The 25,163-nt window shown below is 73.2% G+C and carries 19 protein-coding genes; 17 read left to right on the top strand and 2 right to left on the bottom strand.

Annotated features, from left to right (window positions below; all coding sequences use genetic code 11):
• Window positions 1-18 precede the first annotated feature (18 nt).
• From ACIG0D_RS21835 to ACIG0D_RS21765, 15 genes are all read left to right on the top strand, one after another.
• Window positions 19-717, top strand: a complete 699-nt coding sequence (locus ACIG0D_RS21835) for an SDR family oxidoreductase (RefSeq protein ID WP_399803236.1) — start codon at window positions 19-21, stop codon at window positions 715-717.
• Window positions 718-748: 31 nt separating this feature from the next.
• The gene (locus ACIG0D_RS21830; RefSeq protein WP_399803233.1) at window positions 749-1,756 is read left to right on the top strand and encodes a methionine synthase; all 1,008 of its coding nucleotides are present in this window, start codon (window positions 749-751) and stop codon (window positions 1,754-1,756) included.
• Between the two features lie 15 nt (window positions 1,757-1,771).
• Entirely contained in the window at window positions 1,772-3,964 is a 2,193-nt protein-coding gene (gene ligA / locus ACIG0D_RS21825) for an NAD-dependent DNA ligase LigA (RefSeq protein WP_399803230.1), read from the top strand.
• Between the two features lie 258 nt (window positions 3,965-4,222).
• Window positions 4,223-6,475, top strand: coding sequence for a putative bifunctional diguanylate cyclase/phosphodiesterase (locus ACIG0D_RS21820; protein WP_399803227.1), 2,253 nt, complete (start codon window positions 4,223-4,225; stop codon window positions 6,473-6,475).
• 243 nt (window positions 6,476-6,718) lie between these two features.
• Complete coding sequence (gene gatC / locus ACIG0D_RS21815; RefSeq protein WP_004925108.1) at window positions 6,719-7,015, top strand: Asp-tRNA(Asn)/Glu-tRNA(Gln) amidotransferase subunit GatC; 297 nt, start codon at window positions 6,719-6,721, stop codon at window positions 7,013-7,015.
• A 6-nt stretch (window positions 7,016-7,021) separates the two neighbouring features.
• Window positions 7,022-8,515 (top strand): Asp-tRNA(Asn)/Glu-tRNA(Gln) amidotransferase subunit GatA, encoded by a 1,494-nt coding sequence (gene gatA / locus ACIG0D_RS21810; RefSeq protein ID WP_399803224.1) that lies wholly within the window; start codon window positions 7,022-7,024, stop codon window positions 8,513-8,515.
• Window positions 8,512-8,751 (top strand): hypothetical protein, encoded by a 240-nt coding sequence (locus ACIG0D_RS21805; RefSeq protein ID WP_166002421.1) that lies wholly within the window; start codon window positions 8,512-8,514, stop codon window positions 8,749-8,751. The genes gatA and ACIG0D_RS21805 overlap by 4 nt, the downstream gene beginning before the upstream one ends.
• A gap of 15 nt (window positions 8,752-8,766) precedes the next feature.
• A complete protein-coding gene (gene gatB / locus ACIG0D_RS21800; RefSeq protein WP_399803220.1) occupies window positions 8,767-10,281 on the top strand; it encodes an Asp-tRNA(Asn)/Glu-tRNA(Gln) amidotransferase subunit GatB in 1,515 nt (504 codons plus the stop codon).
• Window positions 10,282-10,370: 89 nt separating this feature from the next.
• Entirely contained in the window at window positions 10,371-10,667 is a 297-nt protein-coding gene (locus ACIG0D_RS21795; RefSeq protein ID WP_399803217.1) for a hypothetical protein, read from the top strand.
• Between the two features lie 172 nt (window positions 10,668-10,839).
• Complete coding sequence (locus ACIG0D_RS21790) at window positions 10,840-13,050, top strand: MMPL family transporter (RefSeq protein WP_399803214.1); 2,211 nt, start codon at window positions 10,840-10,842, stop codon at window positions 13,048-13,050.
• Window positions 13,051-13,076: 26 nt separating this feature from the next.
• Window positions 13,077-13,637: a GNAT family N-acetyltransferase gene (locus ACIG0D_RS21785; RefSeq protein ID WP_399803211.1), complete on the top strand. Its 561-nt coding sequence runs from the start codon at window positions 13,077-13,079 to the stop codon at window positions 13,635-13,637.
• 35 nt (window positions 13,638-13,672) lie between these two features.
• On the top strand, window positions 13,673-14,176 hold the full coding sequence (locus tag ACIG0D_RS21780; protein ID WP_399803209.1) for a hypothetical protein: 504 nt from the start codon (window positions 13,673-13,675) through the stop codon (window positions 14,174-14,176).
• A 125-nt stretch (window positions 14,177-14,301) separates the two neighbouring features.
• Window positions 14,302-14,520, top strand: a complete 219-nt coding sequence (locus ACIG0D_RS21775; protein WP_399803206.1) for a hypothetical protein — start codon at window positions 14,302-14,304, stop codon at window positions 14,518-14,520.
• A 410-nt stretch (window positions 14,521-14,930) separates the two neighbouring features.
• Window positions 14,931-18,068 (top strand): AAA family ATPase, encoded by a 3,138-nt coding sequence (locus tag ACIG0D_RS21770; protein ID WP_399803369.1) that lies wholly within the window; start codon window positions 14,931-14,933, stop codon window positions 18,066-18,068.
• 37 nt (window positions 18,069-18,105) lie between these two features.
• Window positions 18,106-18,300, top strand: a complete 195-nt coding sequence (locus ACIG0D_RS21765; RefSeq protein ID WP_399803203.1) for a DUF6191 domain-containing protein — start codon at window positions 18,106-18,108, stop codon at window positions 18,298-18,300.
• A gap of 22 nt (window positions 18,301-18,322) precedes the next feature.
• Here the strand turns inward: ACIG0D_RS21765 and ACIG0D_RS21760 are convergent, their stop codons facing one another.
• Window positions 18,323-19,540 (bottom strand): PQQ-dependent sugar dehydrogenase, encoded by a 1,218-nt coding sequence (locus ACIG0D_RS21760; RefSeq protein ID WP_399803200.1) that lies wholly within the window; start codon window positions 19,538-19,540, stop codon window positions 18,323-18,325.
• Window positions 19,541-19,714: 174 nt separating this feature from the next.
• Complete coding sequence (locus ACIG0D_RS21755) at window positions 19,715-20,713, bottom strand: aldo/keto reductase (protein ID WP_399803198.1); 999 nt, start codon at window positions 20,711-20,713, stop codon at window positions 19,715-19,717.
• A gap of 76 nt (window positions 20,714-20,789) precedes the next feature.
• Here ACIG0D_RS21755 and ACIG0D_RS21750 point away from each other — a divergent pair, with 76 nt between their 5' ends.
• Complete coding sequence (locus ACIG0D_RS21750; RefSeq protein ID WP_365762233.1) at window positions 20,790-21,764, top strand: 2-hydroxyacid dehydrogenase; 975 nt, start codon at window positions 20,790-20,792, stop codon at window positions 21,762-21,764.
• A 197-nt stretch (window positions 21,765-21,961) separates the two neighbouring features.
• A complete protein-coding gene (locus ACIG0D_RS21745; RefSeq protein ID WP_399803195.1) occupies window positions 21,962-25,150 on the top strand; it encodes a putative bifunctional diguanylate cyclase/phosphodiesterase in 3,189 nt (1,062 codons plus the stop codon).
• Window positions 25,151-25,163 lie beyond the last annotated feature (13 nt).

The raw sequence follows: 25,163 nt of genomic DNA, 5'->3' as shown, positions 1-25,163 counted from the left end.
CCGCGCGGTGATGCGAGCATGGCGGGCATGGCTACACATGTGATCACCGGGGCGGGCTCCGGCATCGGCGCGGCCGTCGCCCGCCGGCTGCACGAGCGCGGGGACGAACTGGTCCTGCACGCGCGGGACGCCGCCCGCGCCAAGGAGCTGGCCGCCGAGTTCCCCGGCGCCCGCACCCTCGTCGGCGACCTCTCCGACCCCGACAGGCTGAGCTGGGCCTTCTCCCACCAGTCGCTCCCGGACCGGGTGGACTCGCTGCTGCACATCGCGGGCGTCGTCGACCTCGGCCGGGTCGGCGACCTCACCCCGAAGTCCTGGCACCACCAGCTCAACGTCAACCTGATCGCCCCCGCCGAGCTGACCCGCCACTTCCTGCCCCAGCTGCGGGCCGCGCGCGGCCACGTCGTCTTCGTCAACTCCGGCGCCGGCCTGAACGCCCACGCCGAGTGGTCCGCGTACGCCGCCTCCAAGCACGGCCTGAAGGCCCTCGCCGACTCCCTGCGGCACGAGGAGCACGCCAACGGCGTCCGGGTCACCTCCGTCTACCCGGGCCGCACGGCCAGCCCCATGCAGGCCAAGGTGCACCAGCAGGAGGGCAAGGACTACGACCCGGCGCGCTGGATCGACCCCGAGTCGGTCGCCACGACCATCCTGATGTGCCTGGACCTGCCACGGGACGCGGAGGTCAACGACCTCACGGTGCGACCGGGACGCTGACCTCGCCGGGGCGGTTCCGTAGGCTGCTGCGGTGAGCGAAAACAGCCAGTTCAGCTTCGGTGCCGCCACCGGCGTCGGGTCCCTGCCCGGCGGCGACGCCCGGGAGGCCGCAAAAACCGTCACCGGGTCCTTCGAGGACTTCCCCTTCCTGGCCGAACTGCCCGCCCGCGGCCCCGGCGCGGACATGATCGGCCGCACCGCCGGGATGCTCGTCGAGCTGTACGCGCGCGTGGAGCCCAGCGGCTGGCGGATCGGCGACCGGCCGGGGCGGGACACCCGGCGCGCCCGCTCCTGGCTCGTTCAGGACCTGGACGCCCTGGAGGAGTTCACCCAGGGGTACGAGGGCCCGCTGAAGGTGCAGGCCGTCGGCCCCTGGACGCTCGCCGCCGCGCTGGAGCTGAAGAACGGCGAGGCCGCCCTCTCCGACCTCGGCGCCTGCCGCGACCTCGCCGCCTCGCTCGCCGAGGGCCTGCGCCTGCACCTGGACGAGGTGCGCCGCCGCGCCCCCGGCGCCCGGCTCGTGCTCCAGCTCGACGAGCCGTCCCTCACCGCCGTCCTGCGCGGCCAGGTGAAGACCGCCAGCGGCTACCGCACCCACCGCGCCGTCGACCGCCAGCTCGTCGAGGCCACCCTGCGCGACGTGACCGGTGTGCAGCGGGGCGGCCCGGTCGTCGTCCACTCCTGCGCCCCCGACGTGCCGTTCGCCCTGCTGCGCCGGGCCGGCGCGACGGCCGTCTCGTTCGACTTCTCGCTGCTCACCGAGCGTGACGACGAGGCGATCGGCGAGGCGGTGGAGGGCGGCACGCGGCTCTTCGCCGGTGTCGTCCCGAGCACGGACGGCCGATTGTCAGACCCTGCCGGTAGCGTCATGGGTGTCAGGACGCTGTGGCGCAGACTGGGGCTGTCACCAGCGCTTCTCGCGGAGGCGGTCACGGTCACGCCGACGTGCGGACTCGCGGGCGCTTCCCCCGAGTACGCGCGCCGGGCCCTCGCCCACTGCGTCCGGGCGGCGAGATCCCTCGCGGACAACCCTGAGTAACGGGAGGACAACACGGTGGCCGGCGACAAGCAGGCGGAGAGCACGGTGCCCACCGAGGCACGGGACAAGCACGCGCAGCTCGCTGAGCAGATCGAGGAGCACCGCTTCCGGTACTACGTGAAGGACGCTCCCGTCATCAGCGACGCGGAGTTCGACCGGCTCCTGCGCTCCCTGGAGGCCCTGGAGGAGGAGTATCCGGAGCTGCGCACGCCGGACTCGCCGACCCAGAAGGTCGCGGGGGCGTACGAGACGGAGTTCACCTCCGTCGAGCACCGCCAGCGCATGCTGTCGCTGGACAACGCCTTCGACGACCTGGAGCTGGCCGCCTGGGCCGAGCGCGTGCACAAGGACGTCGGCAGCGCCCCGCACCACTTCCTGTGCGAGCTGAAGGTCGACGGCCTGGCCGTCAACCTCACCTACGAGCACGGCCGTCTGACCCGCGCCGCCACCCGCGGCGACGGCCGCACCGGCGAGGACATCACGCCGAACGTGCGGACGATCGCGGAGATCCCCGACCGGCTGAAGGGCGACCGCGTCCCGGACCTGGTGGAGATCCGCGGCGAGGTCTACTTCCCGATGGAGAAGTTCGAGGGGCTGAACGCCCGTCTGATCGCCGCCGGCGACAAGCCCTTCGCCAACCCCCGCAACGCCGCCGCCGGTTCACTGCGCCAGAAGGACCCCCGCGTCACCGCCACCCGCCCGCTGCACATGGTGGTGCACGGCATCGGCGCCCTGGAGGGCTTCACCGGCCTGACCCGCCTGTCCGAGGCGTACGACCTGCTGCGCACCTGGGGCCTGCCCACCTCCCGGCACAACAAGGTGGTCGACGACCTCGACGGCGTACGGGAGTTCATCGCGTACTACGGCGAGAACCGCCACTCCGTGGAGCACGAGATCGACGGCGTGGTCGTCAAGCTCGACGAGATCCCGCTCCAGGGCCGGCTGGGTTCCACCTCCCGCGCGCCCCGCTGGGCGATCGCGTACAAGTACGCGCCGGAGGAGGTCAACACCAAGCTCGTCAACATCCGCGTGGGCGTGGGCCGCACGGGCCGCGTCACGCCGTACGCGCAGGTGGAGCCGGTGACGGTCGCGGGCTCGGAGGTGGAGTTCGCCACCCTGCACAACCAGGACGTGGTCAAGGCCAAGGGCGTGCTCATCGGGGACACCGTCGTGCTGCGCAAGGCCGGTGACGTCATCCCGGAGATCCTGGGTCCGGTCGTCGACCTGCGGGACGGCAGCGAGCGCGAGTTCGTGATGCCGGCCGAGTGCCCGGAGTGCGGGACGCCGCTGCGGCCGATGAAGGAGGGCGACGTCGACCTGCGCTGCCCGAACTCACGTACGTGCCCCGCCCAGCTTCGTGAACGTCTGTTCTATCTCGCGGGCCGCAAGGCGCTGGACATCGAGCACTTCGGCTACGTCGCCGCCGCCGCGCTCACCAAGCCGCTGGAGCCGGAGGATCCGCCGCTGAAGGACGAGGGCGATCTGTTCGACCTCACCGTCGAGGACCTGCTGCCCATCAAGGCGTACGTCCTCGACCAGGACAGCGGCCTGCCCAAGCGGGACCCGAAGACGGGCGAGGAGAAGGTCGTCACGGTCTTCGCCAACCAGCAGGGCGAACCCAAGAAGAACGCCCTCGCGATGCTGGAGAACATCGCCGCCGCCAAGCAGCGCCCGCTGGCGCGGATCCTCACGGGTCTGTCCATCCGTCATGTCGGCCCGGTCGCCGCCGAGGCGCTGGCCCGGGAGTTCCGCTCCATCGAACGCATCGAACAGGCGACCGAGGAGGAGCTGGCGGCCACCGAGGGGGTCGGGTCGATCATCGCCGCCTCCCTCAAGGAGTGGTTCGCCGAGGAGTGGCACCAGGAGATCATCCGCAAGTGGCGGGCGGCCGGCGTCCGCATGGAGGACGAGCGCACCGGCGAGGACGAGGGGCCGCGCCCCCTGGAGGGCCTGACGGTGGTCGTCACCGGCACCCTCCAGCACTTCACCCGCGACGGCGCCAAGGACGCCCTGCAGAGCAGGGGCGCCAAGGTGACCGGATCGGTGTCGAAGAAGACCTCATTCGTCGTTGTGGGTGACAACCCCGGCTCGAAATATGACAAGGCGATGCAGCTCAAGGTGCCGGTCCTGAACGAGGACGGCTTCAACGTCCTGCTCGAACAGGGGCCTGAGGCGGCGTCGGAGGTCGCACTTCCGGTCGAGGAGTAGCGGTTGAAGGCCACCCGATCGGCGCATATCAGATGCATACGGGCGGCCGGGGCGCATTCGGGCAACCGTCGACGACCGCTGCCCGTGGAAGCCTTCTGCGGCCTACTGTTGAGATGTGCGCCTGCCGTGCCCAGCTGCGGTTGGGGCATTCCCTGCTCGTGACGGGCACGGGGAAGGATTTTCCAACGCGGCGCCGCTGAAGGTTGTCGGGCATCGGGCCGCGTGGCGTGGGCACCGCCGGCTGTGAGAGGGACGGGAATGGAACCGACCGAGAGCGCCGCCCCGGATTCATGGCTGCGCCGGTTGGCCGGCGTCTGGCGAGCAGGCCGCCGGCCGGCCCGGGGCGCGGGCACGCAGGAGCGTGCTCCCGGAACGTCCGCGACCGCGGACGGCACCGACACCGCGCCCCTGACCGGGCGCGGCACCGGCCTGCCGGGAGGCGACCCGGGGACCGACGGCGAACGGCACCTGTCCTGGCCCGCGCTGCCCGCGGCCGTCGTCGCCGCCGCCGGGTTCGCGCTCGGCGTCGGCTTCCTGCGGGCCTTCACCGGCCATGACGCGCTCTTCCCGTCCGGCACGGCCGGCTGGTCGCTGGCCGTCCTGACCGGCATCGTCGTCGGCCACCTGGTCATGCTGGGCCGCGCCCGCTGGTGGGGCGGCACCGGCTCCGGCGCCGCCCTCACCCTCGCCGTGCTGCTGCTCTACGGCTGGCTGCCGGCCGGCATGGTCAGCCTCACCGTCGTCGTGCTGGTCGGCATAGCCCGGCGCCACCGCTGGCGGCAGGGCGTCCTGCACGGCGCGGTGGACATCCTCGGCATCGGCGCCGGCGCCCTGGTCCTCGCCGCCTTCGGCCGGGTGCCGTCCGTCGAGGCCCCCTGGAACCCGGACACCTGGGACCTCTACACCGCCCCCGAGGTGGTGGTGGTCGCCGCCGCGTACCTCCTGACGACCCGCATCCTGCTGTGGTACCTGCACGCGCCCCGCGCCGGCGGCCTGCCCACCGTCGCCCGCACCGCCCTGGTCCGGCAGAGCCTCGTCGCGATCGCGCTGCTCGGCATCGCCCCGCTGGTCTGCGTCGTCGCCGTCGCCAAGCCGATCCTGCTGCCGCTGTTCTCCATCCCGCTCATCGCGCTCGACTCCACCCTGTGGATAGCCCGGGCCCGCGCCGAGGAGCAGCTGCGCGACCCGCTCACCGGACTGCCCAACCGGCAGTGGCTGCTGGAACGCATCTGGACCGCCCTCGACGACGCCGAACGCATCGGCGCCCGGGCCGCCCTGATGCTGATCGACCTCGACCGCTTCCGATCGGTCAACGACACCCTCGGTCATCTGGCCGGTGACCGGCTGCTGCTCCAGACCGCCGACCGGCTGCGGCTGGCCCTGCCGCGCGGCGCGGAGGTCGCCCGGCTGGGCGGGGACGAGTTCGCCGTCTTACTGCCGGTGGCCGACTCCACCACCTCGGCCACCCGGATCGCCCGCGGCCTGGTCGCCGCGCTCAGCTCCCCGCTCGACCTCGACGGACTCACCCTCGTCCTGGAGGCCAGCGCCGGCGTCGCCGTCTTCCCCGACCACGCGCTCGACGCGGAAGGCATGCTGCGCCGCGCGGACGTCGCCATGTACCAGGCGAAACGGGACCGCACCGGCGTCGAGGTCTACGAATCCAAGCGCGACTCGAACACCCCCGACCGGCTCGGCCTCCTCGCCGATCTGCGCCGGGCGCTGGACGCCCACGAGGTCCAGCTGCACTACCAGCCGAAGGTCCGCTTCGACGGCCAGGTGGCCGGCCTTGAGGCGCTGGTCCGCTGGGTGCATCCCGAGCGCGGCAAGGTGCCGCCGGACGAGTTCATTGCGATCGCCGAATCCTCCGGGCTGATGCCCCACCTCACCGAGTACGTGCTGGAGACCGCGCTCGGCCAGGTCGCCGAGTGGCGCTCCCAGGGCCTGTTCGTCCCGGTCGCCGTCAACGTCTCCCCGCGCGACGTCCACACCCCCGGCTTCGCCGGCTCCGTCGCCGCCCGCCTGGCCCGCCACGGCGTCCCGGCCGGGGCGCTCCAGCTCGAGATCACCGAACACGTCCTCCTGGAGGACCCGCAGCGCGCCGCCGACACGCTCGCCGGGCTCACCGGCCACGGCGTGAAGATGTCCCTCGACGACTTCGGCACCGGCTACTCCTCCCTCGTCCATCTGCGCCGCCTCCCGGTCAGCGAGCTGAAGATCGACCGGTCGTTCGTCGCCCGGCTCGCCGTCGACACCGAGGACGCGGAGATCGTGCGGTGCACGGTCGATCTGGCCCACTCCCTGGGACTGCTGGTCGTCGCCGAGGGCGTGGAGGACGACGAGACGTGGGAGCGTCTGCGGGATCTCGGGTGCGACGCGGTGCAGGGGTGGCTGGTCGCCGCGGCGATGCCGCCGGAGGAGACCACGGCGTGGCTGCGGGCCCGGGGGTCGCGGGGGTGGCAGCGGCCGGCGGCAGCGTTGCCTGCGGCGTTGCCCGCGGCGGCGGACGAGTAGGGGGAGTGCCGGGTCCGGTCGTCGGACGGGTGCGGGTCGGGTGTGGCCGGTCGCGCAGTTCCCCGCGCCCCTGAGTGGGGACGGGTGCCGTCGGCTCATGCGCGCGCACGCGGTCCTCGCGCCCCTGAGGTGGGGCCCGTGCCGTCCCTCGCCCGGCACCCTGGGGAAACCGTTTCACGGACACGGGGCGGCGCCCCATAGGATTGGGCCAAAACACTCACACTCACCCCAGAGGATCGCTGCATGCCTGGCATCACGCGCGAGGAGGTCGCCCACCTCGCCCGGCTGGCGCGTCTGGAGCTGAAGCCCGAAGAGCTCGACCACTTCGCGGGACAGCTGGACGACATCATCGGCGCGGTCGCCCGCGTCAGCGAGGTCGCCGACCAAGACGTACCGCCGACCTCGCACCCGCTCCCGCTGACGAACGTCATGCGCCCGGACGAGGTCCGCCCGTCGCTCACCCCCGAGCAGGCGCTCTCCGGCGCCCCGGCCCAGGAGCAGCAGCGTTTCAAGGTGCCGCAGATCCTGGGGGAGGAGTAATCCGCCATGACGGACATCATCAAGCTCACCGCGGCCGAGATCGCCGCGAAGATCGCTTCCGGCGAGCTGACCGCCGTCGAGGTCACCGAGGCGCACCTGGCCCGGATCGAGGCCGTCGACGAGAAGGTGCACGCCTTCCTGCACGTCGACCGTGAGGGCGCCCTCGCCCAGGCCCGCGCCGTCGACGCCAAGCGCGAGCGCGGCGAGAAGCTCGGCCCGCTGGCCGGCGTCCCCCTCGCGCTCAAGGACATCTTCACCACCGTCGGCGTCCCGACGACCGTCGGTTCGAAGATCCTCGAGGGCTGGATCCCGCCGTACGACGCGACGGTCACGCAGAAGCTGAAGGCCGCCGACGTCGTCATCCTCGGCAAGACCAACATGGACGAGTTCGCCATGGGGTCCTCCACCGAGAACAGCGCCTACGGCCCGACCGGCAACCCCTGGGACCTCACCAGGATCCCCGGCGGCTCCGGCGGCGGTTCCTCCGCCGCGCTCGCCTCCTTCGAGGCGCCGCTCGCCATCGGCACCGACACCGGCGGCTCCATCCGCCAGCCGGCCGCCGTCACCGGCACGGTCGGCGTGAAGCCGACGTACGGCGCGGTGTCCCGCTACGGCATGGTCGCCTTCTCGTCCTCCCTCGACCAGGGCGGTCCGTGCGCCCGTACGGTCCTGGACGCGGCGCTGCTGCACGAGGTGATCGCCGGGCACGACCCGCTCGACTCCACCTCCATCGACGCGCCGGTCCCGCCGGTCGTCGAGGCCGCCCGCAACGGCTCGGTCGCCGGCATGCGCGTCGGTGTGGTCAAGCAGTTCCGCGGCGAGGGCTACCAGGCCGGCGTCATCCAGCGGTTCGACGAGTCCGTCGCGCTGCTGAAGGAGCTGGGCGCCGAGATCGTCGAGCTGGACTGCCCGTCCTTCGACCTCGCCCTGTCGGCGTACTACCTGATCGCCCCCTCCGAGTGCTCCTCCAACCTCGCCCGCTTCGACGGCCTGCGCTACGGCCTGCGGACCGGCGACGACGGCACGCACTCCGCCGAGGAGGTCACCTCCCTCACCCGCGAGGCGGGCTTCGGCCCCGAGGTCAAGCGCCGCATCATGCTCGGCACGTACGCGCTCAGCTCCGGCTACTACGACGCGTACTACGGCTCCGCCCAGAAGGTCCGTACGCTCATCAAGCAGGACTTCGAGAAGGCGTTCGAGCAGGTCGACGTGATCGTCTCCCCGACGACCCCGACCACCGCCTTCCCGATCGGCGAGCGCGCCGACGACCCGATGGCGATGTACCTCGCGGACCTGTGCACCATCCCGACCAACCTGGCGGGCAACGCGGCCATGTCGCTGCCCTGCGGCCTCGCCCCGGAGGACAACCTCCCGGTGGGCCTGCAGATCATCGCCCCGGCGATGAAGGACGACCGGCTCTACAAGGTCGGCGCCGCCGTCGAGGCCGCCTTCGTGGAAAAGTGGGGCCACCCGCTTCTCGAGGAGGCTCCGTCGCTGTGAGCAAGCTGTCGAAGGCCAAGGGCTTCAAGAAGTCCAAGAACGGCCTGTACCTGTCCATGGCCACCACCGCGTTCGGCGCGCTCAGCGTCGCCAAGCAGGCGAAGCTCGCCCGCGCCGAGAGCGACACGCTCCGCCTGGTCGACGCCGCCGTGTCGGCCGCCGCCATCGTCACCGGCCTCGCCATCCTCTACCGCGAGCTGAAGCGGCTGGGCGACGACGACGTCCTGCTGGGCTGAGAGGGAAGTTTCACCGTGACCACCACGACCGACCTGGTGTCGTACGAGGACGCGCTGGCGTCGTACGACCCCGTCATGGGCCTCGAGGTCCATGTCGAACTCGGCACCAAGACCAAGATGTTCTGCGGCTGTTCGACCGCGCTCGGCGCCGACCCGAACACCCAGACCTGCCCGGTCTGCCTCGGCCTGCCCGGCGCGCTCCCGGTCGTCAACGCGACCGGCGTCGAGTCCGCCATCAAGATCGGCCTCGCGCTGAACTGCGAGATCGCCGAATGGTGCCGCTTCGCCCGGAAGAACTACTTCTATCCGGACATGCCGAAGAACTTCCAGACCTCCCAGTACGACGAGCCGATCGCCTTCAACGGCTACCTCGACGTGCAGCTGGAGGACGGCGAGACCTTCCGCGTGGAGATCGAGCGCGCCCACATGGAGGAGGACACCGGCAAGTCGACCCACGTCGGCGGCGCCACCGGCCGCATCCACGGCGCGTCCCACTCCCTGCTCGACTACAACCGCGCGGGCATCCCGCTCATCGAGATCGTCACCAAGCCGATCGTCGGCGCGGGCGAGCGCGCTCCGGAGGTCGCCAAGGCGTACGTCCGTGAGCTGCGCGAGGTCATCCGCGCCCTCGGTGTCTCCGAGGCCCGCATGGAGATGGGCCAGATGCGCTGTGACGTGAACCTGTCGCTGATGCCGAAGGGCGGCGAGAAGTTCGGCACGCGCTCCGAGACCAAGAACGTGAACTCGCTGCGGTCCGTGGAGCGCGCGGCCCGCTACGAGATCCAGCGCCACGCGGCCGTGCTGTCCTCCGGCGGCACGATCGTGCAGGAGACCCGCCACTTCCACGAGGACACCGGCTCCACCACCTCGGGCCGCGTGAAGGAGGAGGCCGAGGACTACCGGTACTTCCCGGAGCCCGACCTGGTGCCGGTCGCCCCGACCCGCGAGTGGGTCGAGGAGCTGCGCGCCGGTCTGCCGGAGCTGCCGCTGGTCCGCCGCAACCGGCTCCGCGAGGAGTGGGGGATCTCCGGCACCGACATGCAGGCGATCCTCAACGCCGGCGCGCTGGACCTGATCGTCGCCACGATCGACGCCGGTGCCGACGCCGCCTCCGCCCGCAAGTGGTGGATGGGCGAGCTGGCGCGCAGCGCCAACGAGTCCGGCAAGGCACTCGACGAGCTGGCGATCACCCCGGCGCAGGTCGCCCGGGTCGCCGAGCTGGTCGCGAAGGGCGACCTGAACGACAAGCTGGCCCGTCAGGTCATCGAGGGCGTCCTCGCGGGCGAGGGCGCCCCGGACGAGGTCGTCGACAAGCGCGGCCTGAAGGTCGTCTCCGACGAGGGCGCGCTGACCGCCGCCGTCGACGAGGCGATCGCGGGCAACCCGGCCATCGCGGACAAGATCCGCGGCGGCAAGGTGGCCGCGGCCGGCGCCCTGGTCGGCGCGGTCATGAAGGCCACCCGCGGCCAGGCCGACGCGGCGCGCGTCAAGGAGCTGATCCTTCAGAAGCTGGGCGTCAGCGAGGGCTGAGCCCGTTTCTCACCACCCGAGGGGGATGCGTCGGCCACGGCGCATCCCCCTCGGCGTACGCGAAGACGCACGCGCTACGCTCCCGCGCCATGAGTGGACGCCCTGATTCCGACACGCCTTCCGAGATAGCCGAGGAGATGACCGAGGCGCGGCGGGCCCGCTGGACCGCCACCGGAGCCGGGGCCCTGCTGACCCTCGCGGGGCTCGCCGCGTCCGGACTGCGCCTGACCGACCCCGCCCCGGCCCTCGTCCCGGCCGCCTACGCCCTGGGCGCCGCCGTGTGCGCCCTCGCCGCCGTCCTGGGCTCCCGGGGCCGCACCCGCCGCGCGCTGTGGCTGCTGATCGCCGGCGTGATGGTGATGGCGGTGGGCGACCAGTTCGACTGATGGACGCTACGCGAGTTCACCGACGTGTGAATAAGCACACGAATCGGCCAAACGATCATTTCTGCCTGTAAGAGTGGCTCCGCATAGCTCATACGTTCTTTGCGGGCCGTTCATCTCATGAACGACTTGTTCCCGACCAAAGATCCACACGTCACCACCTGGGAGCACGTTCGTGGCAGCCCTTGCACGCTGGTGTGTCCGGCACCGCCTCGTCGCTGTTCTGCTCTGGGTCCTCGCCCTGGCCGGGGTGAGCGCGGGGGCGTTCGTCGCGGGCACGGCGTACTCGAACGACTACAAGGTCCCCGGCACCGAGTCCGGCCGCGCCGGAGAGCTGCTGGCGGAAGGGTTCCCGGATCTCGGCGGTGACAGCGACACGATCGTCTGGCACACCGACGAGGGCACCGTCCGCGCGGCGGACGTCGAGCAGACCATGACCCGGACGCTCGCGAAGATCGCCGACCTGCCGGGCGTGGCCTCCGTCACCGGCCCCTACGACGGCCACGGCGCCGGCCGGATCAGCGAGGACGGCCGTACCGCGTACGCCACCGTCACCTTCGAGGACCAGGCCGACGACATCGACACCGCCGAGGCGCGGGCCGTCGTCGACACGGCGAAGGCGGCCGAGGGCGACGGGCTCCGGGTGGAGCTGGGCGGCAGCGCGGTCGCGCTCACCGAGTCCTCCGGCGGGCACCTCGCCGAGGTGGTCGGCGTGGTCGTCGCCGCCGTCGTGCTGTTCCTCGCCTTCGGCTCGCTCGCCGCCTCCCTGCTGCCCATCGCCACCGCGCTGGTCAGCGTGGGCACCGCCTACGCCGGGATCGTGCTGCTCGGCCACGTCATGACGGTCGCCGACTTCGCGCCCATGCTGGGCGTGCTGATCGGCCTGGGCGTCGGCATCGACTACGCGCTGTTCATCGTCACCCGCCACCGGCGAGGCCTGAAACGCGGGCTGAGCGTCACCGAGGCGATCACCGGCGCCGTCGCGACCACGGGCCGCGCGGTCGTCTTCGCGGGCGCCACCGTGTGCATCGCCCTGCTGGGCATGCTGATCCTGCGGCTCGGCTTCCTCAACGGCGTCGCCATCGCCGCCTCGCTGACCGTCGTCCTCACCGTCGCGGCCTCCGTCACCCTGCTGCCCGCCCTGCTGTCCCTGACCGGCACCCGCGCCCTCAGCCGCCGCGAACGCCGCAGGCTCGCCGAGCACGGCCCCGAGCCCGAGCTGCCCACCGGGTTCGCCGCCCGCTGGTCCGCGTTCGTCGAACGGCACCCCAGGAAGCTCGGCGCGCTCGCGCTCGCCGTGATGACCCTGCTCGCCCTGCCCACCCTCTCCCTCCACCTGGGCACCTCCGACCAGGGCAACGACCCGGAGACGGCCACCACCCGGCAGGCCTACGACCTCCTCGCCGACGGCTTCGGCCCCGGCGTGAACGGCCCCCTCACCCTCGTCACCGAGGTCCACGGCGCCGAGGACCGGCTCGCCCTCGACAACCTCGACGCCACCCTGCGCGCCACCGAGGGCGTCGCCTCCGCGACCCCCGTGACCTTCGACGCCGGCGGCGACACCGCGTACCTCACCGTCGTACCCGAATCCTCCCCGCAGTCCGAGCGGACCAGCGAGCTGGTGGACCGCCTGCGCACCGAGGTGCTGCCCCGCGCGGAGACCGGCACCTCCCTCGACCTGCACGTCGGCGGCGTCACGGCCGGCTACGACGACTTCGCCGACCTGATCGTCGGCAAGCTGCCGCTGTTCGTCGGCGTCGTCATCGGCCTGGGCTGCCTGCTGCTCCTGCTCGCCTTCCGCTCGATCGGCATCCCCCTGAAGGCCGCCGCGATGAACGTCGCCGCCGTCGCCGGCGCCTTCGGCGTGGTCGTGGCGATATTCCAGTGGGGGTGGGGCAGCGAACTGCTCGGCCTCGGCCGCGCGGGCCCCATCGAGCCGTTCCTGCCGGTGATCATGGTGTCGGTGCTCTTCGGACTCTCCATGGACTACCAGGTCTTCCTGGTCAGCCGGATGTACGAGGAGTGGCTGGAGACCGGCGACAACCGGCGCGCCGTGCGGATCGGGCTCGCCGAGACCAGCCGGGTGATCAACTCGGCCGCCGTGATCATGATCTCGGTCTTCCTCGCGTTCGTGCTCAGCGGTGACCGGGTGATCGCGATGTTCGGGATCGCCCTCGCCGCCGCCGTCGCCCTGGACGCCTTCGTGCTGCGTACGCTCCTGGTGCCCGCGCTGATGCATCTGCTCGGCGGCGCCAACTGGTGGCTGCCGCGCTGGCTGGACCGGCGCCTGCCGCGCATCAGCATCGAACCGCCCGAGTGCCGCCCCGAGCGGGAAAAGCTCGCGGATGTCGACGCCGGACGTGAAAGGCTCACGGACGTCGTTTGACGTACCGCACAAGGAGCGCCAGCCCGATGTACGCGATATCCCTCGGTGACGACGGAGCCGAACTGCGCCCCCTGGAGCCCTGGCACGCCGAGGAGTTCCTGAACCACCTGGACCGCGGCAGGGAGTTCATCAACCGCTTCGTCCCCTTCGGCGAGCAGGCCACCGACGTGGCCGGCGCGCGCGAACTGCTCCAGCGGTACGCCGACGGGCGCGCCGCCGACAACCGCTCCCTGCACGGCATCTGGCTGGACGGCACGCTCGTCGGCGGCGTCCTCGTCCTGAACTTCGACGCCGACCGGGGCACCTGCGAGGTCGGCTGCTGGCTGGAACCCGCCGGCACCGGGCGCGGGCTGGTCACCCGCGCGATGCGGGTGCTGATCGACTGGGCCGTCGAGGAACGCGGCATCCACCGCGTGGAGTGGATCGCCGCCGCGGGCAACCAGGCGAGCCTGAACGTCGCCCGGCGCCTCGGGATGACCCGGGACGGCGTCCAGCGCCAGAGCTACCTCCACCACGGCGTACGGCACGACATGGAGATCTGGTCGGTCCTCGCCCCCGAGTGGCGGGCCGCCCGCGACGATCGTTAAGGCGGCTCTCAGACTCCGTCCGTACGGTGCGGGGCATGGCTACCGAGACTGTGGACGAGACCGAGCCGACGACCGCGCAGGACGCGACGAACGACGAGGTGAGGGAGGCCGAGGCGGCCCCTGAGGAAGAGCGAGTCGCCGAGGGCCCCTCCGGGGTCGGGCAGGGCGCCGGGGCCGTCGTGTCCGCCGCCCTCGGTGTCGTCTCGCTGACCGGCGGCTGGGTCGGCACGCTGGCCTCCGCGCGGGAGTCGTTGATCGGCCAGTTGGAGACGTCGTCGTCCTCCAGCGTGGCGGCCATGGTCGAGGCGGGCTACGGCGACGCCTGGCGGGCCACCGCCCTGTGGGCGGGCCTCTTCGCGCTGGCCGCGCTGATCGTCGGCGCAGTGGTTCTCGTCCGGCCCGCGTTCGGCGTCCCCGGCGGGCCGCAGGCCCCCTGGATCAAGTCGGTCGCGTGGGCGGGCATCTCCCTCGGCGTCGTCGGCCTGCTGCTGGCCGTCCTGAAGTACACCGACGTACTGCTGGGGCTGCCGTCGGCTTAGGGGCCTTACGGCGCGACCCGGGCCCCGTACGCCCGTCTAAGGCACCACCCGGCCCCCGAGATGCGGCACTCTCCCGATGTGCCGGACCCCCCTGGGAGACGAAGGTTGAGGCATCGCAGCGAGCGATGACCGAACCCTTCGATCTCCTGGGAGAGACCATGTACGCGCACGACCTGCCGCAGTTCCGCTCCGCCGAGCTCATCCGTCAGGCCGAGCAGGAGCGCCTGGCCCGCGAGGTCGCCCGGCGCAACCGCGCGGCCCGCCGGGAAGCCGCCCTACGCACCGCCGAGACCGAGTCCCATAGCCCCCGCCCCCGCCGCTCCCGCTTCCCACGCACCGCGTGACCGGGGCGGCCCATCCGGGGCCGGCTCGTCGCTCTGGCGCCCTGCTCGGCGCCGAGGCGTCCGCCCGGCCGGCGGCTGACGCGTCCGCGGGGCCCGCCGTCGCGTCCGCCCGGCTCGGCACCGAGGCGTCAGCCCGGCCCGCGGCTGAAGCGTCCGCCCCGCTCGGCGCCGGCGTGTCCGTCCGGTCCGGTACCAGGGCGTCCGGCCGGTCGGCGGCTGACGCGTCCGCGGGGCCTGCCGCTGCGTCCACCCACCCCACCACCGACTCGTCCACCCGGCCCGGCGCCCCGCCCGCGGGCGCCGGGCCGAACCCGCGTCGGCTGTCGGCCGTCCTCCCCACCCTCCCTGTCCTCCCTGTCCTTTCCGCCAACCACGGGAAAACCGGTGCCGCGGTGTCAGACCCCCGTGCGATGCTCTGCGCCGTGGAGACCAGTTCCGTCAGTCCGGTGTTCGTCGGTCGTGCCGAGGAGTTGAGGGCGCTGAGCGACGCGCTCGCGCGTGCCGCCGCGGGTGAGCCGCAGGCGCTGCTCCTCGGCGGGGAGGCGGGTGTCGGCAAGACCCGGCTCGTCGAGGAGTTCGCCGCCGTCGCCGCCCGCGCGGGCGCCGTCGTCGCGCTCGGCGGCTGCGTCGAGATCGGCGCCGACGGACTGCCCTTCGCGCCGTTCTCCACCGCCCTGCGCACCCTGCGCCGCGCCCTGCCGGACGCCGTGGCCGCCGCGGTCGCGGGCCAGGAGGAGGAACTGGCCCGGCTGCTGCCGGAACTGGGCGAGGTCGGCGCCGGCCGGCACGACGACGAGGAGGGTGTGGCCCGCCTCTTCGAACTCACCGCCCGTCTCCTGGAACGCGTCTCCGCCGACCGCACCGTCGTCCTCGCCCTCGAGGACCTGCACTGGGCCGACACCTCCACCCGCCACCTCCTCTCCTACCTCCTGCGCACCCTCCGCACCGGCCGCCTCGTCGTCCTCGCCACCTACCGCTCCGACGACATCCACCGCCGCCACCCGATGCGCCCCCTGCTCGCCGAACTCGACCGGCTGCGCACCGTCCGCCGCCTCGAACTCGCCCGCTTCACCCGCGCCGAGGTCGGTCGCCAGATCGCCGGCATCCTCGCCGCCGAACCCGACCCCGCCCACGTCGACGACATCTTCGAACGCTCCGACGGCAACGCCTTCTTCGTCGAGGAACTGGCCGTCGCCGCCCACGAGGGCTGCCACACGGGCCTCACCGACTCCCTGCGCGACCTCCTCCTCGTGCGGGTCGAGGCGCTGCCCGAGAGCGCCCAGCGGGTCGCCCGGATCGTCGCCGAGGGCGGCTCCACCGTCGAACACCCGCTGCTCGCCGCCGTCGCGGGGCTCGCCGAGGACGACCTCGACGAGGCGCTGCGGGCCGCCGTCAACGCCCACCTCCTGCTCCCCACCCCGGCCGGCGACGGCTACCGCTTCCGCCACTCCCTGGTCCGCGAGGCCGTCGGCGACGACCTGCTGCCCGGCGAGCGCACCCGCCTCAACCGCCGCTACGCCGAGGCCCTGGAGGCCGACCCGGCGCTCGTCCCCGCCGACCAGCGCGTCACCCGGCTGGCCAGCTACTGGTACCACGCCCACGACGCCGCCAAGGCCCTCCCCGCCGTCCTCGACGCCGCCTCCGCCGCCCGCCGCCGCCACGCCTACGCCGAACAACTCCGGCTCCTGGAACGCGCGATGGAGCTGTGGGACGCCGCCCCCGAGGAGACCCGCGCCACCCTGCGCCCCGCCGACCACACCGAGGTTTATCCCCCCTGCGGCGGCGACCCGGAGACCGCCCCGCTGCGCTACCTCGACCTGATGGCCGAGGCCGCCGTCGCCGGCCGGCTCTGCGGCGAACGCGAACGCGCCCTGAAGATCACCAAGCGGGCCCTGGCCCTGCTGGAGGAAGAGCCCGACCCGCTGCGCGCCGCCTGGTTCTGGGTCCAGCGCGCCCAGCTCGTGCAGAGCCAGGCCCGCGGCGACGGCTGGAAGGAACTCGCCACCGCCCAGGACCTCGTCCGCGGTCAGCCGCCGTCCCAGGTGCACGCCGACGTCCTGGCCGCCGTCGCCGGCTGGCTCATGCTGCGCGCCCCGGGCCCGCAGGCCTTCCCCGCGGCCGAACGCGCGGTGGAGTACGCCCGGATGGTCGGCGCCCGCGAGACCGAGCTGAACGCCCGCCTCACCCTCGGCGGCCTCATGGTCGACTCCGGCGACACCGAGGCCGGGCTCGCGGTGATGTACGAGGTCAAGGACCGCACCCTCGCCGAGGGCATGTCGTACGTCGCGGGCCGCGCCTACGTCAACCTGCCCTCCGAGCTGGAGTCCGTGGGCCGCTCCCGCGAAGCCGTCCCGCTGCTCGAAGAGGGCGTCGCGCACAGCCGCGCCTACGGCCTGCTCAACACCGAGGCCTGGGTCTGGGCCAACCTCTCCGACTCGCTGTACTCCCTGGGCCGCTGGGACGAGGCCGCCCGGGCCGCCGAGAACGCCCAGCGGCGCGGCCAGAACGCCAAACCGCAGGGCACCGGCACCATGTGCCTCGCCCGGGTCGCCCTGGGCCGGGGCGACGTGGCCGAGGCCGCGCGCCGACTCGCCGCCGCCTACGGCTACTTCGGCAGCCACGACCCCATGCCCCAGCAGTCCCTCCCGCTCGCCGACATCAGCGTCGGCATCGCCGCCGCTGAGGGCCGCATCCTCGACCTGCGCGCCGAACTCCGCGCCACCGCGGAGGCCGGCTTCCCGCCCGGCACCCACCGCTACGGCTGGCCCCTGCTGCTCGCCGCCGCCACCGCCGAGGCCGACGCCCGCGCCCTGCCCGCCGCCCACCCGGGCCGCGCGGAGGCGATCGACCGCATCCGCGACGCCGCCAAGCGCCTCACCACCAACGCGCCCATCTGGCTCGCCCACGACCAGTGGGTCCGCGCCGAGCTGGCCCGCGCCGAGGACACCGCCGACGCCGACACCTGGTCCGACGTGGTCACCGCCTTTGAACGGCTGGACCGTCCCTACGACCTCGCCCGCGTCCGCCACCGCCTCGCCGAGGCCCTGCTCGCCTCCGGCGGCGAGGACGACCGCGACCGTGCCGCCGAGCTGCTGCGCCTCGCCCACGCCGTCGCCGGCCGGCTCGGCGCCCGCCCGCTCGCCGACGCCGTCACCCAGCTCGCCCAGCGCGCCCGCCTCTTTCCGACCCACGCCCCCGGGCAGGCCCCCGCCCCGGCCGACCCGGCCGAGGCACTGGGCCTGACCAGCCGGGAACGGGACGTGCTGCGCCTGGTCTCCGCCGGGCGCACCAACCGCCGGATAGCCGAGGAGCTGTTCATCTCCCCGAAGACGGCCAGTGTCCACGTGTCGAACATCCTGGCGAAGCTCGGCGTCTCCGGCCGGGGCGAGGCGGCGGCGGTCGCCCACCGGCTGGGGCTGTTCTCCGCAGAGCCGCCCCGGTCGCCCCAGCCGCTCCCGGCGGGCCTGTCCGGCCTCACCGGGCCGTCCGCCGGGCCGCCCGCCGGGCCGTCCTCTGGGCCGTCCGGCCCGGCCGGTCCCGCCGGGTGAGGTTTACGCTGGAGGGACGCCGGCCCAGGGAGGTTCCGTGTTCAACCCCTTCGAGGAATTGTTCGCCCCGGGCCGCAAGCACACCCGCGACGAACAGAACCGGCTGGAGCTGACCCGCGAGGACGTCGGTGACGCGGACCCCGGGCGCGGGCCGATAGACCTCACCTCCGGGAAGGTCGTCGTACGGCGACCCGGGGCGGAGGCGGCGGACGAGGAGCCCGAGGAGGGCTGAGCCCCGCGCCCCGGTGCCGGGTTCAGCTCACCTGGAGTTCCAGGATCCGGTCGTCGCCGTCGCCGGGGGAGCCTCGGCCGTCCGTCTCGCTGGTGACCAGCCAGAGCCGGTCGCCGCCCGCCGGGACGACCGTGCGCAGCCGGCCGTGGTCGCCCTCCAGGAAGGACTGCGGGTCGGCCGCGGCCGCCGTGCCCTTCAGCGGGACACGCCACAGGCGCTCGCCGCGCAGGCCCGCCATCCAGATCGAGCCCTCGGCGTAGGCGATGCCGCTGGGGGAGGCCTCGTCGGTGGACCACTGGGCCACCGGGTTCTCGAAGCCGGAGTCGTCCGACCTGCCCTCGGCCTCGGGCCAGCCGTAGTTCCCGCCCGGCTTGATCGCGTTCAGCTCGTCCCAGGTGTCCTGGCCGAACTCCGCGGCGAACAGGCGCTGTTTGCCGTCCCAGGCGAGACCCTGCACGTTGCGGTGGCCGTACGAGTACACGGGGGAGCCGGGGAACGGGTTGCCCGGGGCCAGTTCGCCCTCCGGGGTGAGGCGGAGGATCTTGCCGCCCAGGGACTCCTTGTCCTGGGAGAGGCCCTCCTCGCCGCTCTCGCCCGTACCGGCGTACAGCATCCTGTCCGGGCCGAAGGCGATCCGGCCGCCGTTGTGGACGAAGCCCTTGGGGATGCCCTTGAAGACCGTGTCGGGAGCGCCGAGCTGTTCCCCGGCGGGCTTGTCCTCGTCGTGCAGCATGCGGACGATGCGGTTGTCCGAGGCGGAGGTGAAGTACGCGTAAACCATGTGGTCCGAGGCGTAGTCCGGGGACAGGGCGATGCCGAGCAGGCCGCCCTCCCCGGCCGCGGAGACACCGGGCACCTCGCCCAGCTCGGTCGTCTTCCCGGTCCGGCCGTCGACGCGCACGATCGTGCCCTCGTCGCGCGAGGAGACGAGCAGGTCGCCGTCCGGCAGCGGGGCGAGGCCCCACGGGCTGTCCAGGCCCTCGGCGACCGTGCGGACGACCTTGACGCTGCCGGTCGCCGGCGGTGCCTCCTCGGCCGCGCCGCCCGAGGACGGGGCCTGCGCCGCCGGACGACTCGGCGTGGCGTTCTCGGTGCCGCCCGGCGATCCTCCTCGGTCCTCGGAGGAGCACGCGGCCGTCATCACGAGTGCGGCCGCGGCCAGCACGGCCGACACAGCTCGACGTTGCACGATCCCGGTCCCTTCGACGCGGCGGCCTCCACCCCAGCTTCCCCCTGTCATACGCCGCCCGCGCGCCCCAGGTTCCCGGATCCCACGACCTCGAACCACACCCGACGCCCCCGCACCCGGGCGTCCCGGGCTCACGCGGCATGCGTCCAGGACTCGTGCCGAGGTGCACCCGGGCATTCCGGGCTCACCCCGGAAAGGTCCACGGCTCGGGCCGAAGGCCCTCGGCTACTCCCAGGAGCCCTGCGCCCCCGGCAGCCCCGCCACCTCCGCCAGGTCCTCCGGGGTCAGGCGCAGGTCTGCGGCGGCCGCGTTCTGGGTGACCCAGCGTTCCTGCTTGCTGCCCGGGACGGGGATGACGTGGCGGCCCTGGGCGAGGGTCCAGGCGAGGGCGACCTGGGCGGGGGTGACGTGGTCGCCGTGGCGGGCGGCGATACGGCGCAGGCCCACCACTATGGGCTGGTTCGCGGCCATCATCTCGGCGGTGAAGCGGGGATGGCGGGCACGCATGTCGTCGGGTTCGAAGCCCTCGCCGGGGGTCAGCGTGCCGGTGAGGAAGCCGTTGCCGAGCGGCATCGCCGCCAGGAAGCCGATCCCGCGCGCCTCGCACCAGGGCAGCAGGGTGTCCAGGGCCTCCGGGGACCACACCGACAGCTCCGCCTGCACCGCGCTCACCGGGAACACCTGCTGCACCCGCTGGAGTTGGCGGATCGTCCCGTCGTAGAGGCGGCTTCCGCCGCGGCGCCCGCCGCGCGCGCCCACCGCGCACAGCCCCAGCGCCCGCACCTTCCCGGCCTGGACCAGCTCGGCCATCGCGCCCCACGTCTCCTCGACCGGGACCTCGGGGTCCGCGCGGTGCAGCTGGTAGAGGTCGATGACGTCGGTCTGCAGCCGCCGCAGGGACGCGTCGCAGGCGCGCTTCACATAGCCGGGGCGCCCGTTGGCCACGATGTGCTGCTCGCCCACCAGCAGCCCGACCTTGGTCGAGACGAAGGCGTCGGCCCGCCGCTCCTTCAGCACCCGGCCCAGCAGCAGCTCGTTGGTGAAGGGGCCGTACATGTCGGCGGTGTCCAGCAGTGTCGAGCCCAGATCCAGGGCCCGGTGCACCGCCCTCAGCGACTCGTCACCGCGCTGCCTGGACGTGCTGTAGCCCCAGCTCATCGGCATGCACCCGAGTCCGACGGCCCCCACCGCGAGTGCCGCCGCGCCGATCGTCCTGCGCTCCACGTGGTCGTGACCCTCCCTCTCCAGGCACCCCAACCTAACCTCTGCGCCCGAGCGCCCCTGACATAGCCTCCGGACCATGACTGCTGACGTGTGGCTGCCCATCCCGCCGGAGGAGATCGAGGGGCTTCCGGAGGGGCCGACGTACCGCTTCTGGGACGGTGCGGAAACCTTTCCCTCGGACCCGGCCGACTGCGCCTTCTACGTCGTCCCCTACATGAAGCCCGCCCCGCTGGGGCAGCGTCCCCTGCCGGAGATGACGTCCCTGGAGGTGGTCCAGACGCTGTCGGCGGGTGTCGACCACGTGGTGCCGGCGCTGGACCGGGTCCGCGCGGGCGTGCGGCTGTGCAACGCGCGCGGCGTGCACGAGGCGAGCACGGCGGAGCTGACCCTCACGCTGATCCTGGCCTCGCTGCGGGGCGTCCCCGACTACGTACGGGCCCAGGACCGGGGCGAGTGGCTCGGCGGGTTCCGTCCCGCGCTGGCCGACAAGACCGTCCTCATCGTGGGTTACGGTTCGATCGGATCAGCGATCGAGGACCGGCTCGAACCCTTCGAGCTCGCGCGGGTGGCGCGCGTCGCGCGCTCCAGGCGCACCACGGCGCGCGGTCCCGTGCACCCGCTCACCGACCTGCCCGCGCTGCTGCCCGAGGCGGACGTCGTCGTGATCTCCACCCCGCTCACCGAGGAGACCCGCGGGCTCGTGGACGCCCAGTTCCTGGCGCGGATGAAGGACGGCGCGCTGCTCGTCAACGTGGCCCGCGGACCCGTCGTCGACACCAAGGCGCTGCTCGGCGAGCTGGAGAGCCGCCGGCTCACGGCGGCCCTCGACGTCACCGATCCCGAGCCGCTGCCCCCGGCCCATCCCCTGTGGCGCGCGCCGGGGGTACTGATCAGCCCCCATGTCGGCGGACCCACCTCCGCGTTCCTGCCGCGCGCCAAGCGGCTCCTGGTGGACCAGTTGAGCCGTTTCGTGAACCGGGAGCCCTTGCGCAACGTGATCCTTACGACGGGCGCCGACAGGTCTGGCGCTCCGGGCGCCGCGGGCGTGTAATCCGATTCGGGCACCCTCCGCAACCCCTCGGACGCGGTGGGTACTCGCTTCCCGCTGGTGGTCACGGAGCGTAGAGAAGCTATGTCCCTGAGTGACGAGACTGGTGTATCGTCCCGACAGGGGCTGCGCCGTGCACCGTTCGGCGCCGGGGATGGACATTTCAGACTGCGAGGGGGGCGACGGGCGATGCACGGCCTATGGACCAACGATCCGACTCGGCGGGGCCGCCGGCGGCGACCCTGGCGCACGGCCACGCGCAGGCGCGGCCACCACGCCGGTCATGGCGGCCACCACGGCAACCACAGTCCTCACCACCGCCGGTACGGCAGCCGCAGGCGGCACGCGCACCCGGCACAGCGGGACCCGCGGGGCGCGGGCGCGGCGCCGCGGACCGGGAGGGACCGGTGAACGCGCCCTCGCCCACCCTCGACGCCCGGCTGCGGACCCAGCGCGCCACCGGGGCGCTGCGTCCCCGCCCACCCGCTGCGCACCGCGGGCCGACCGCGGTCCCCCAGCTGCTGCTGGCCCTGGTGTGCGCGGCCTACGCCGTCGGTTCCGCGTTCGGCTGGGGCTCGGAGCAACTGGCCCTCATCATGGGCGACTTCGGACTGAGCGCGGCGGCGGCAGCCGCCGCCGTGTCCTGCCTCCTGTACGCCCGCAGCCGCCACGCCCGGTTCCGGCCCGCCTGGCTGCTGTTCGCCCTGTCCTCCGCGATGGCGGCGCTGGGCAACCTGGTCTGGGGCTGGTACGAGGTCGTGCTGGGGCGCCCCGTGCCCAGCCCCTCCTACGCCGACCTGTTCTTCCTGTGCTTCGCGCCGCCCGCCATCGTGGGCCTGCTGGTCCTCGCCAAGCGGCCGGTGACCAAGGCGGGCTGGGTCTGCCTGGGCCTGGACGCCTGGCTGATCGGCGGCTCGCTGCTCACCCTGTCGTGGAGCCTGGCGCTGGCCCAGGCCGCCAAGGGCGGCGACCAGGGCGTCGCGCACGCCGCGCTGTCGCTGGCCTACCCGCTGCTCGACATCGCCCTGATCAGCATGGTGCTGGCACTGCACTTCCGGCGCTCGGGCGCGCACCGCCCGGCGGTGAACACCGCGATCGGCGCGCTCGCCCTGACCGTGATGTGCGACGCCCTGTTCACCTCGCCGCTGCTGCACCACAGCTACCGCTCCGGCCAGCTGCTGGACGCGGGCTGGTTCGCCGGCTCGCTGCTGCTGGCGTACGCGCCCTGGGTGGCGCCCCGGCCCGCCGAGGAACAGCACACCCGTGTGGTGCACGAGCACGTGCCCGGCCAGCGTCCCGCCGGCCACCCGCCGCACGGACCGGTGCCGCCGGGCGAGCACAGCCGCTACCCGGCCACCCGCCCGCTCACCGGCTCGCTGGCCGCCCTCACGCCGTACCTGGCCGCCGCGGTGTGCACGCTGGGCATCCTCTACAACGTGCTCAACGGCCGCAGCGTCGACCGCGTGGTGCTGCTCACCGGCGGCACCGTGGTGCTCGCGCTGGTGATGCGCCAGGGGATCATGCTGCTCGACAACATCACCCTCACCCAGGAACTGGCGCAGAAGGAGAACCACTTCCGCTCCCTGGTGCAGGGCTCCAGCGACGTCATCATGATCGCCGCGCCCAACGGCATCCTCCGGTACGTCTCGCCGGCCGCCGCCGGGGTCTACGGACGCCCCGCCGAGGAACTGGTGGGCTCCGAACTGGCCGATCTCATCCACCCGGAGGACCTGGGCTGCGTGGTGCACGAGGTGCGCCGCTTCCTCGCCGCCAGCCCACTGGAGGAACCCACCACCCGCATCGAGTGCCGTTTCCGGTCCGGCGACGGCGGCTGGCTGAACGTCGAGTCGACCGTCAACCGCCACCACGGCGGGCTGATCTTCAACAGCCGGGACGTCACCGAGCGCGTGCGCCTCCAGGCGCAGCTCCAGCACAACGCCGAGCACGACCCGCTCACCGACCTGCCCAACCGGGCGCTGTTCACCAAGCGCGTCCAGCAGGCCCTCTCGGGCCGCCGCGCCTCCGACCGGGGCGCCGCCCTGCGGGGCACGGCGGTGCTCTTCATCGACCTGGACGGCTTCAAGGCCGTCAACGACACCATCGGGCACCAGGCCGGGGACGAACTCCTCGTGCAGGCCGCCCGCAGACTCCAGGAAGCGGTCCGCCAGGGCGACACCGCGGCCCGGCTGGGCGGCGACGAGTTCGCGGCCCTGATCGTCGGCGACGGAACCACCCGGGACCGGGCCGCCCGCGAACGCAACATCCTGGAGCTCGCCGACCGCCTCAGGGTGAAGCTGTCGCAGCCGTACGTCATCGACGGCAACGATGTCCGGGTCGCCGCCTCCATCGGCGTCGCCTTCGCCGAGCCCGGCCTCGGCGCGGGTGAGCTGCTGCGCAACGCCGACCTCGCGATGTACCGGGCGAAGTCGGCCGGCAAGGGCCGTGTGGTGCTGTACAAGCCGCAGATGCAGCAGGACGTCGTCCGCAAGGCGGAGCTGGCCACCCGGCTGCGCGCCGCCCTGCACGACGGGGAGTTCACCCTGCTGCACCAGCCCGTGGTGCGGCTCGCGGACGGCCGGATCTCGTCGGTCACCGCGCAGGCGCGCTGGCGGTCCTCGCAGGGGGTGCTGTTCACGCCCGCCGAGTTCCTGCGGGTGGCCGAGGACAGCGACAAGGCCGCCGAGCTGGGCCGCTGGATGATCCAGGAGGCCGTCGAGCAGGCAGCCGAACGCGCCGCGAGCGGGCTCGTGGTGCCCGTGGCCGTCCGGATGACCGCGCGCCGGCTGCTGGACCGCTCGATGCCCGTCGGCTCGGTCGAGGCCCTGCTGACCCGGCACGGGCTGCCGTCCGGCTCGCTGATCATCGAGCTGTCGGACATCGACCCGCGCGTCCCGCTGGACGAGCTGGAGCGCCGCCTCAACGGCCTCAGGCGGCTCGGCGTACGCATCGCGCTGGACGGGTTCGGCACCGGCTGCCCGGCCATCACGGCGCTGCGCAGACTCCCGCTGGACGTGCTGAAGCTCGACCGCGGCCTGGTCGAGGGCGTCGTCGAGTCCGCGCGGCTGCACAAGATCACCAGTGGGCTGCTGCGGATCGCCGCCGACCTCGGGCTGCAGTCCGTGGCCGAGGGCGTGGACGTGCCGGAGCAGGTCGCCGCCCTGCGCTCGATGGGCTGCACCCACGGGCAGGGCGTGGCGTTCTCCGGTCCGCTGGACGAGTACCGGCTGCGCCGGGCGCTCGGATCCGGCCACTACCCGGTGCCGCACGGCCCGGCCGAGCCGGCTCTGGCGCGCGGTGCCGCGGGGGTGTACACGGGTGGTGTGACCGCCGTCTTCGGAGGCGGGACGGCCCTTCGCTCACATAATGAGACTCCCGTCCCACCCACTTGACAGTGGGTGCGTG

This window comes from Streptomyces sp. NPDC052773, from assembly GCF_044547145.1.
In the GTDB taxonomy this organism is placed as follows: domain Bacteria; phylum Actinomycetota; class Actinomycetes; order Streptomycetales; family Streptomycetaceae; genus Streptomyces.
Note: the sequence above shows the minus strand (reverse complement) of the source record. Positions and strands in the feature narration are given on the sequence as shown.

Excerpts from the sequence above, each read along its gene's own strand:
- ACIG0D_RS21760 (WP_399803200.1), bottom strand. The coding sequence starts at position 19,540 with ATGACAGGGGGAAGCTGGGGTGGAGGCCGCCGCGTCGAAGGGACCGGG.
- ACIG0D_RS21770 (WP_399803369.1), top strand. The coding sequence starts at position 14,931 with ATGCTCTGCGCCGTGGAGACCAGTTCCGTCAGTCCGGTGTTCGTCGGT.
- ACIG0D_RS21795 (WP_399803217.1), top strand. The coding sequence starts at position 10,371 with ATGAGTGGACGCCCTGATTCCGACACGCCTTCCGAGATAGCCGAGGAG.
- ACIG0D_RS21775 (WP_399803206.1), top strand. The coding sequence starts at position 14,302 with ATGACCGAACCCTTCGATCTCCTGGGAGAGACCATGTACGCGCACGAC.
- ACIG0D_RS21835 (WP_399803236.1), top strand. The coding sequence starts at position 19 with ATGGCGGGCATGGCTACACATGTGATCACCGGGGCGGGCTCCGGCATC.
- gatC (WP_004925108.1), top strand. The coding sequence starts at position 6,719 with ATGCCTGGCATCACGCGCGAGGAGGTCGCCCACCTCGCCCGGCTGGCG.
- ACIG0D_RS21785 (WP_399803211.1), top strand. The coding sequence starts at position 13,077 with ATGTACGCGATATCCCTCGGTGACGACGGAGCCGAACTGCGCCCCCTG.
- gatA (WP_399803224.1), top strand. The coding sequence starts at position 7,022 with ATGACGGACATCATCAAGCTCACCGCGGCCGAGATCGCCGCGAAGATC.
- ACIG0D_RS21780 (WP_399803209.1), top strand. The coding sequence starts at position 13,673 with ATGGCTACCGAGACTGTGGACGAGACCGAGCCGACGACCGCGCAGGAC.
- ACIG0D_RS21820 (WP_399803227.1), top strand. The coding sequence starts at position 4,223 with ATGGAACCGACCGAGAGCGCCGCCCCGGATTCATGGCTGCGCCGGTTG.
- ACIG0D_RS21750 (WP_365762233.1), top strand. The coding sequence starts at position 20,790 with ATGACTGCTGACGTGTGGCTGCCCATCCCGCCGGAGGAGATCGAGGGG.
- ACIG0D_RS21745 (WP_399803195.1), top strand. The coding sequence starts at position 21,962 with ATGGACCAACGATCCGACTCGGCGGGGCCGCCGGCGGCGACCCTGGCG.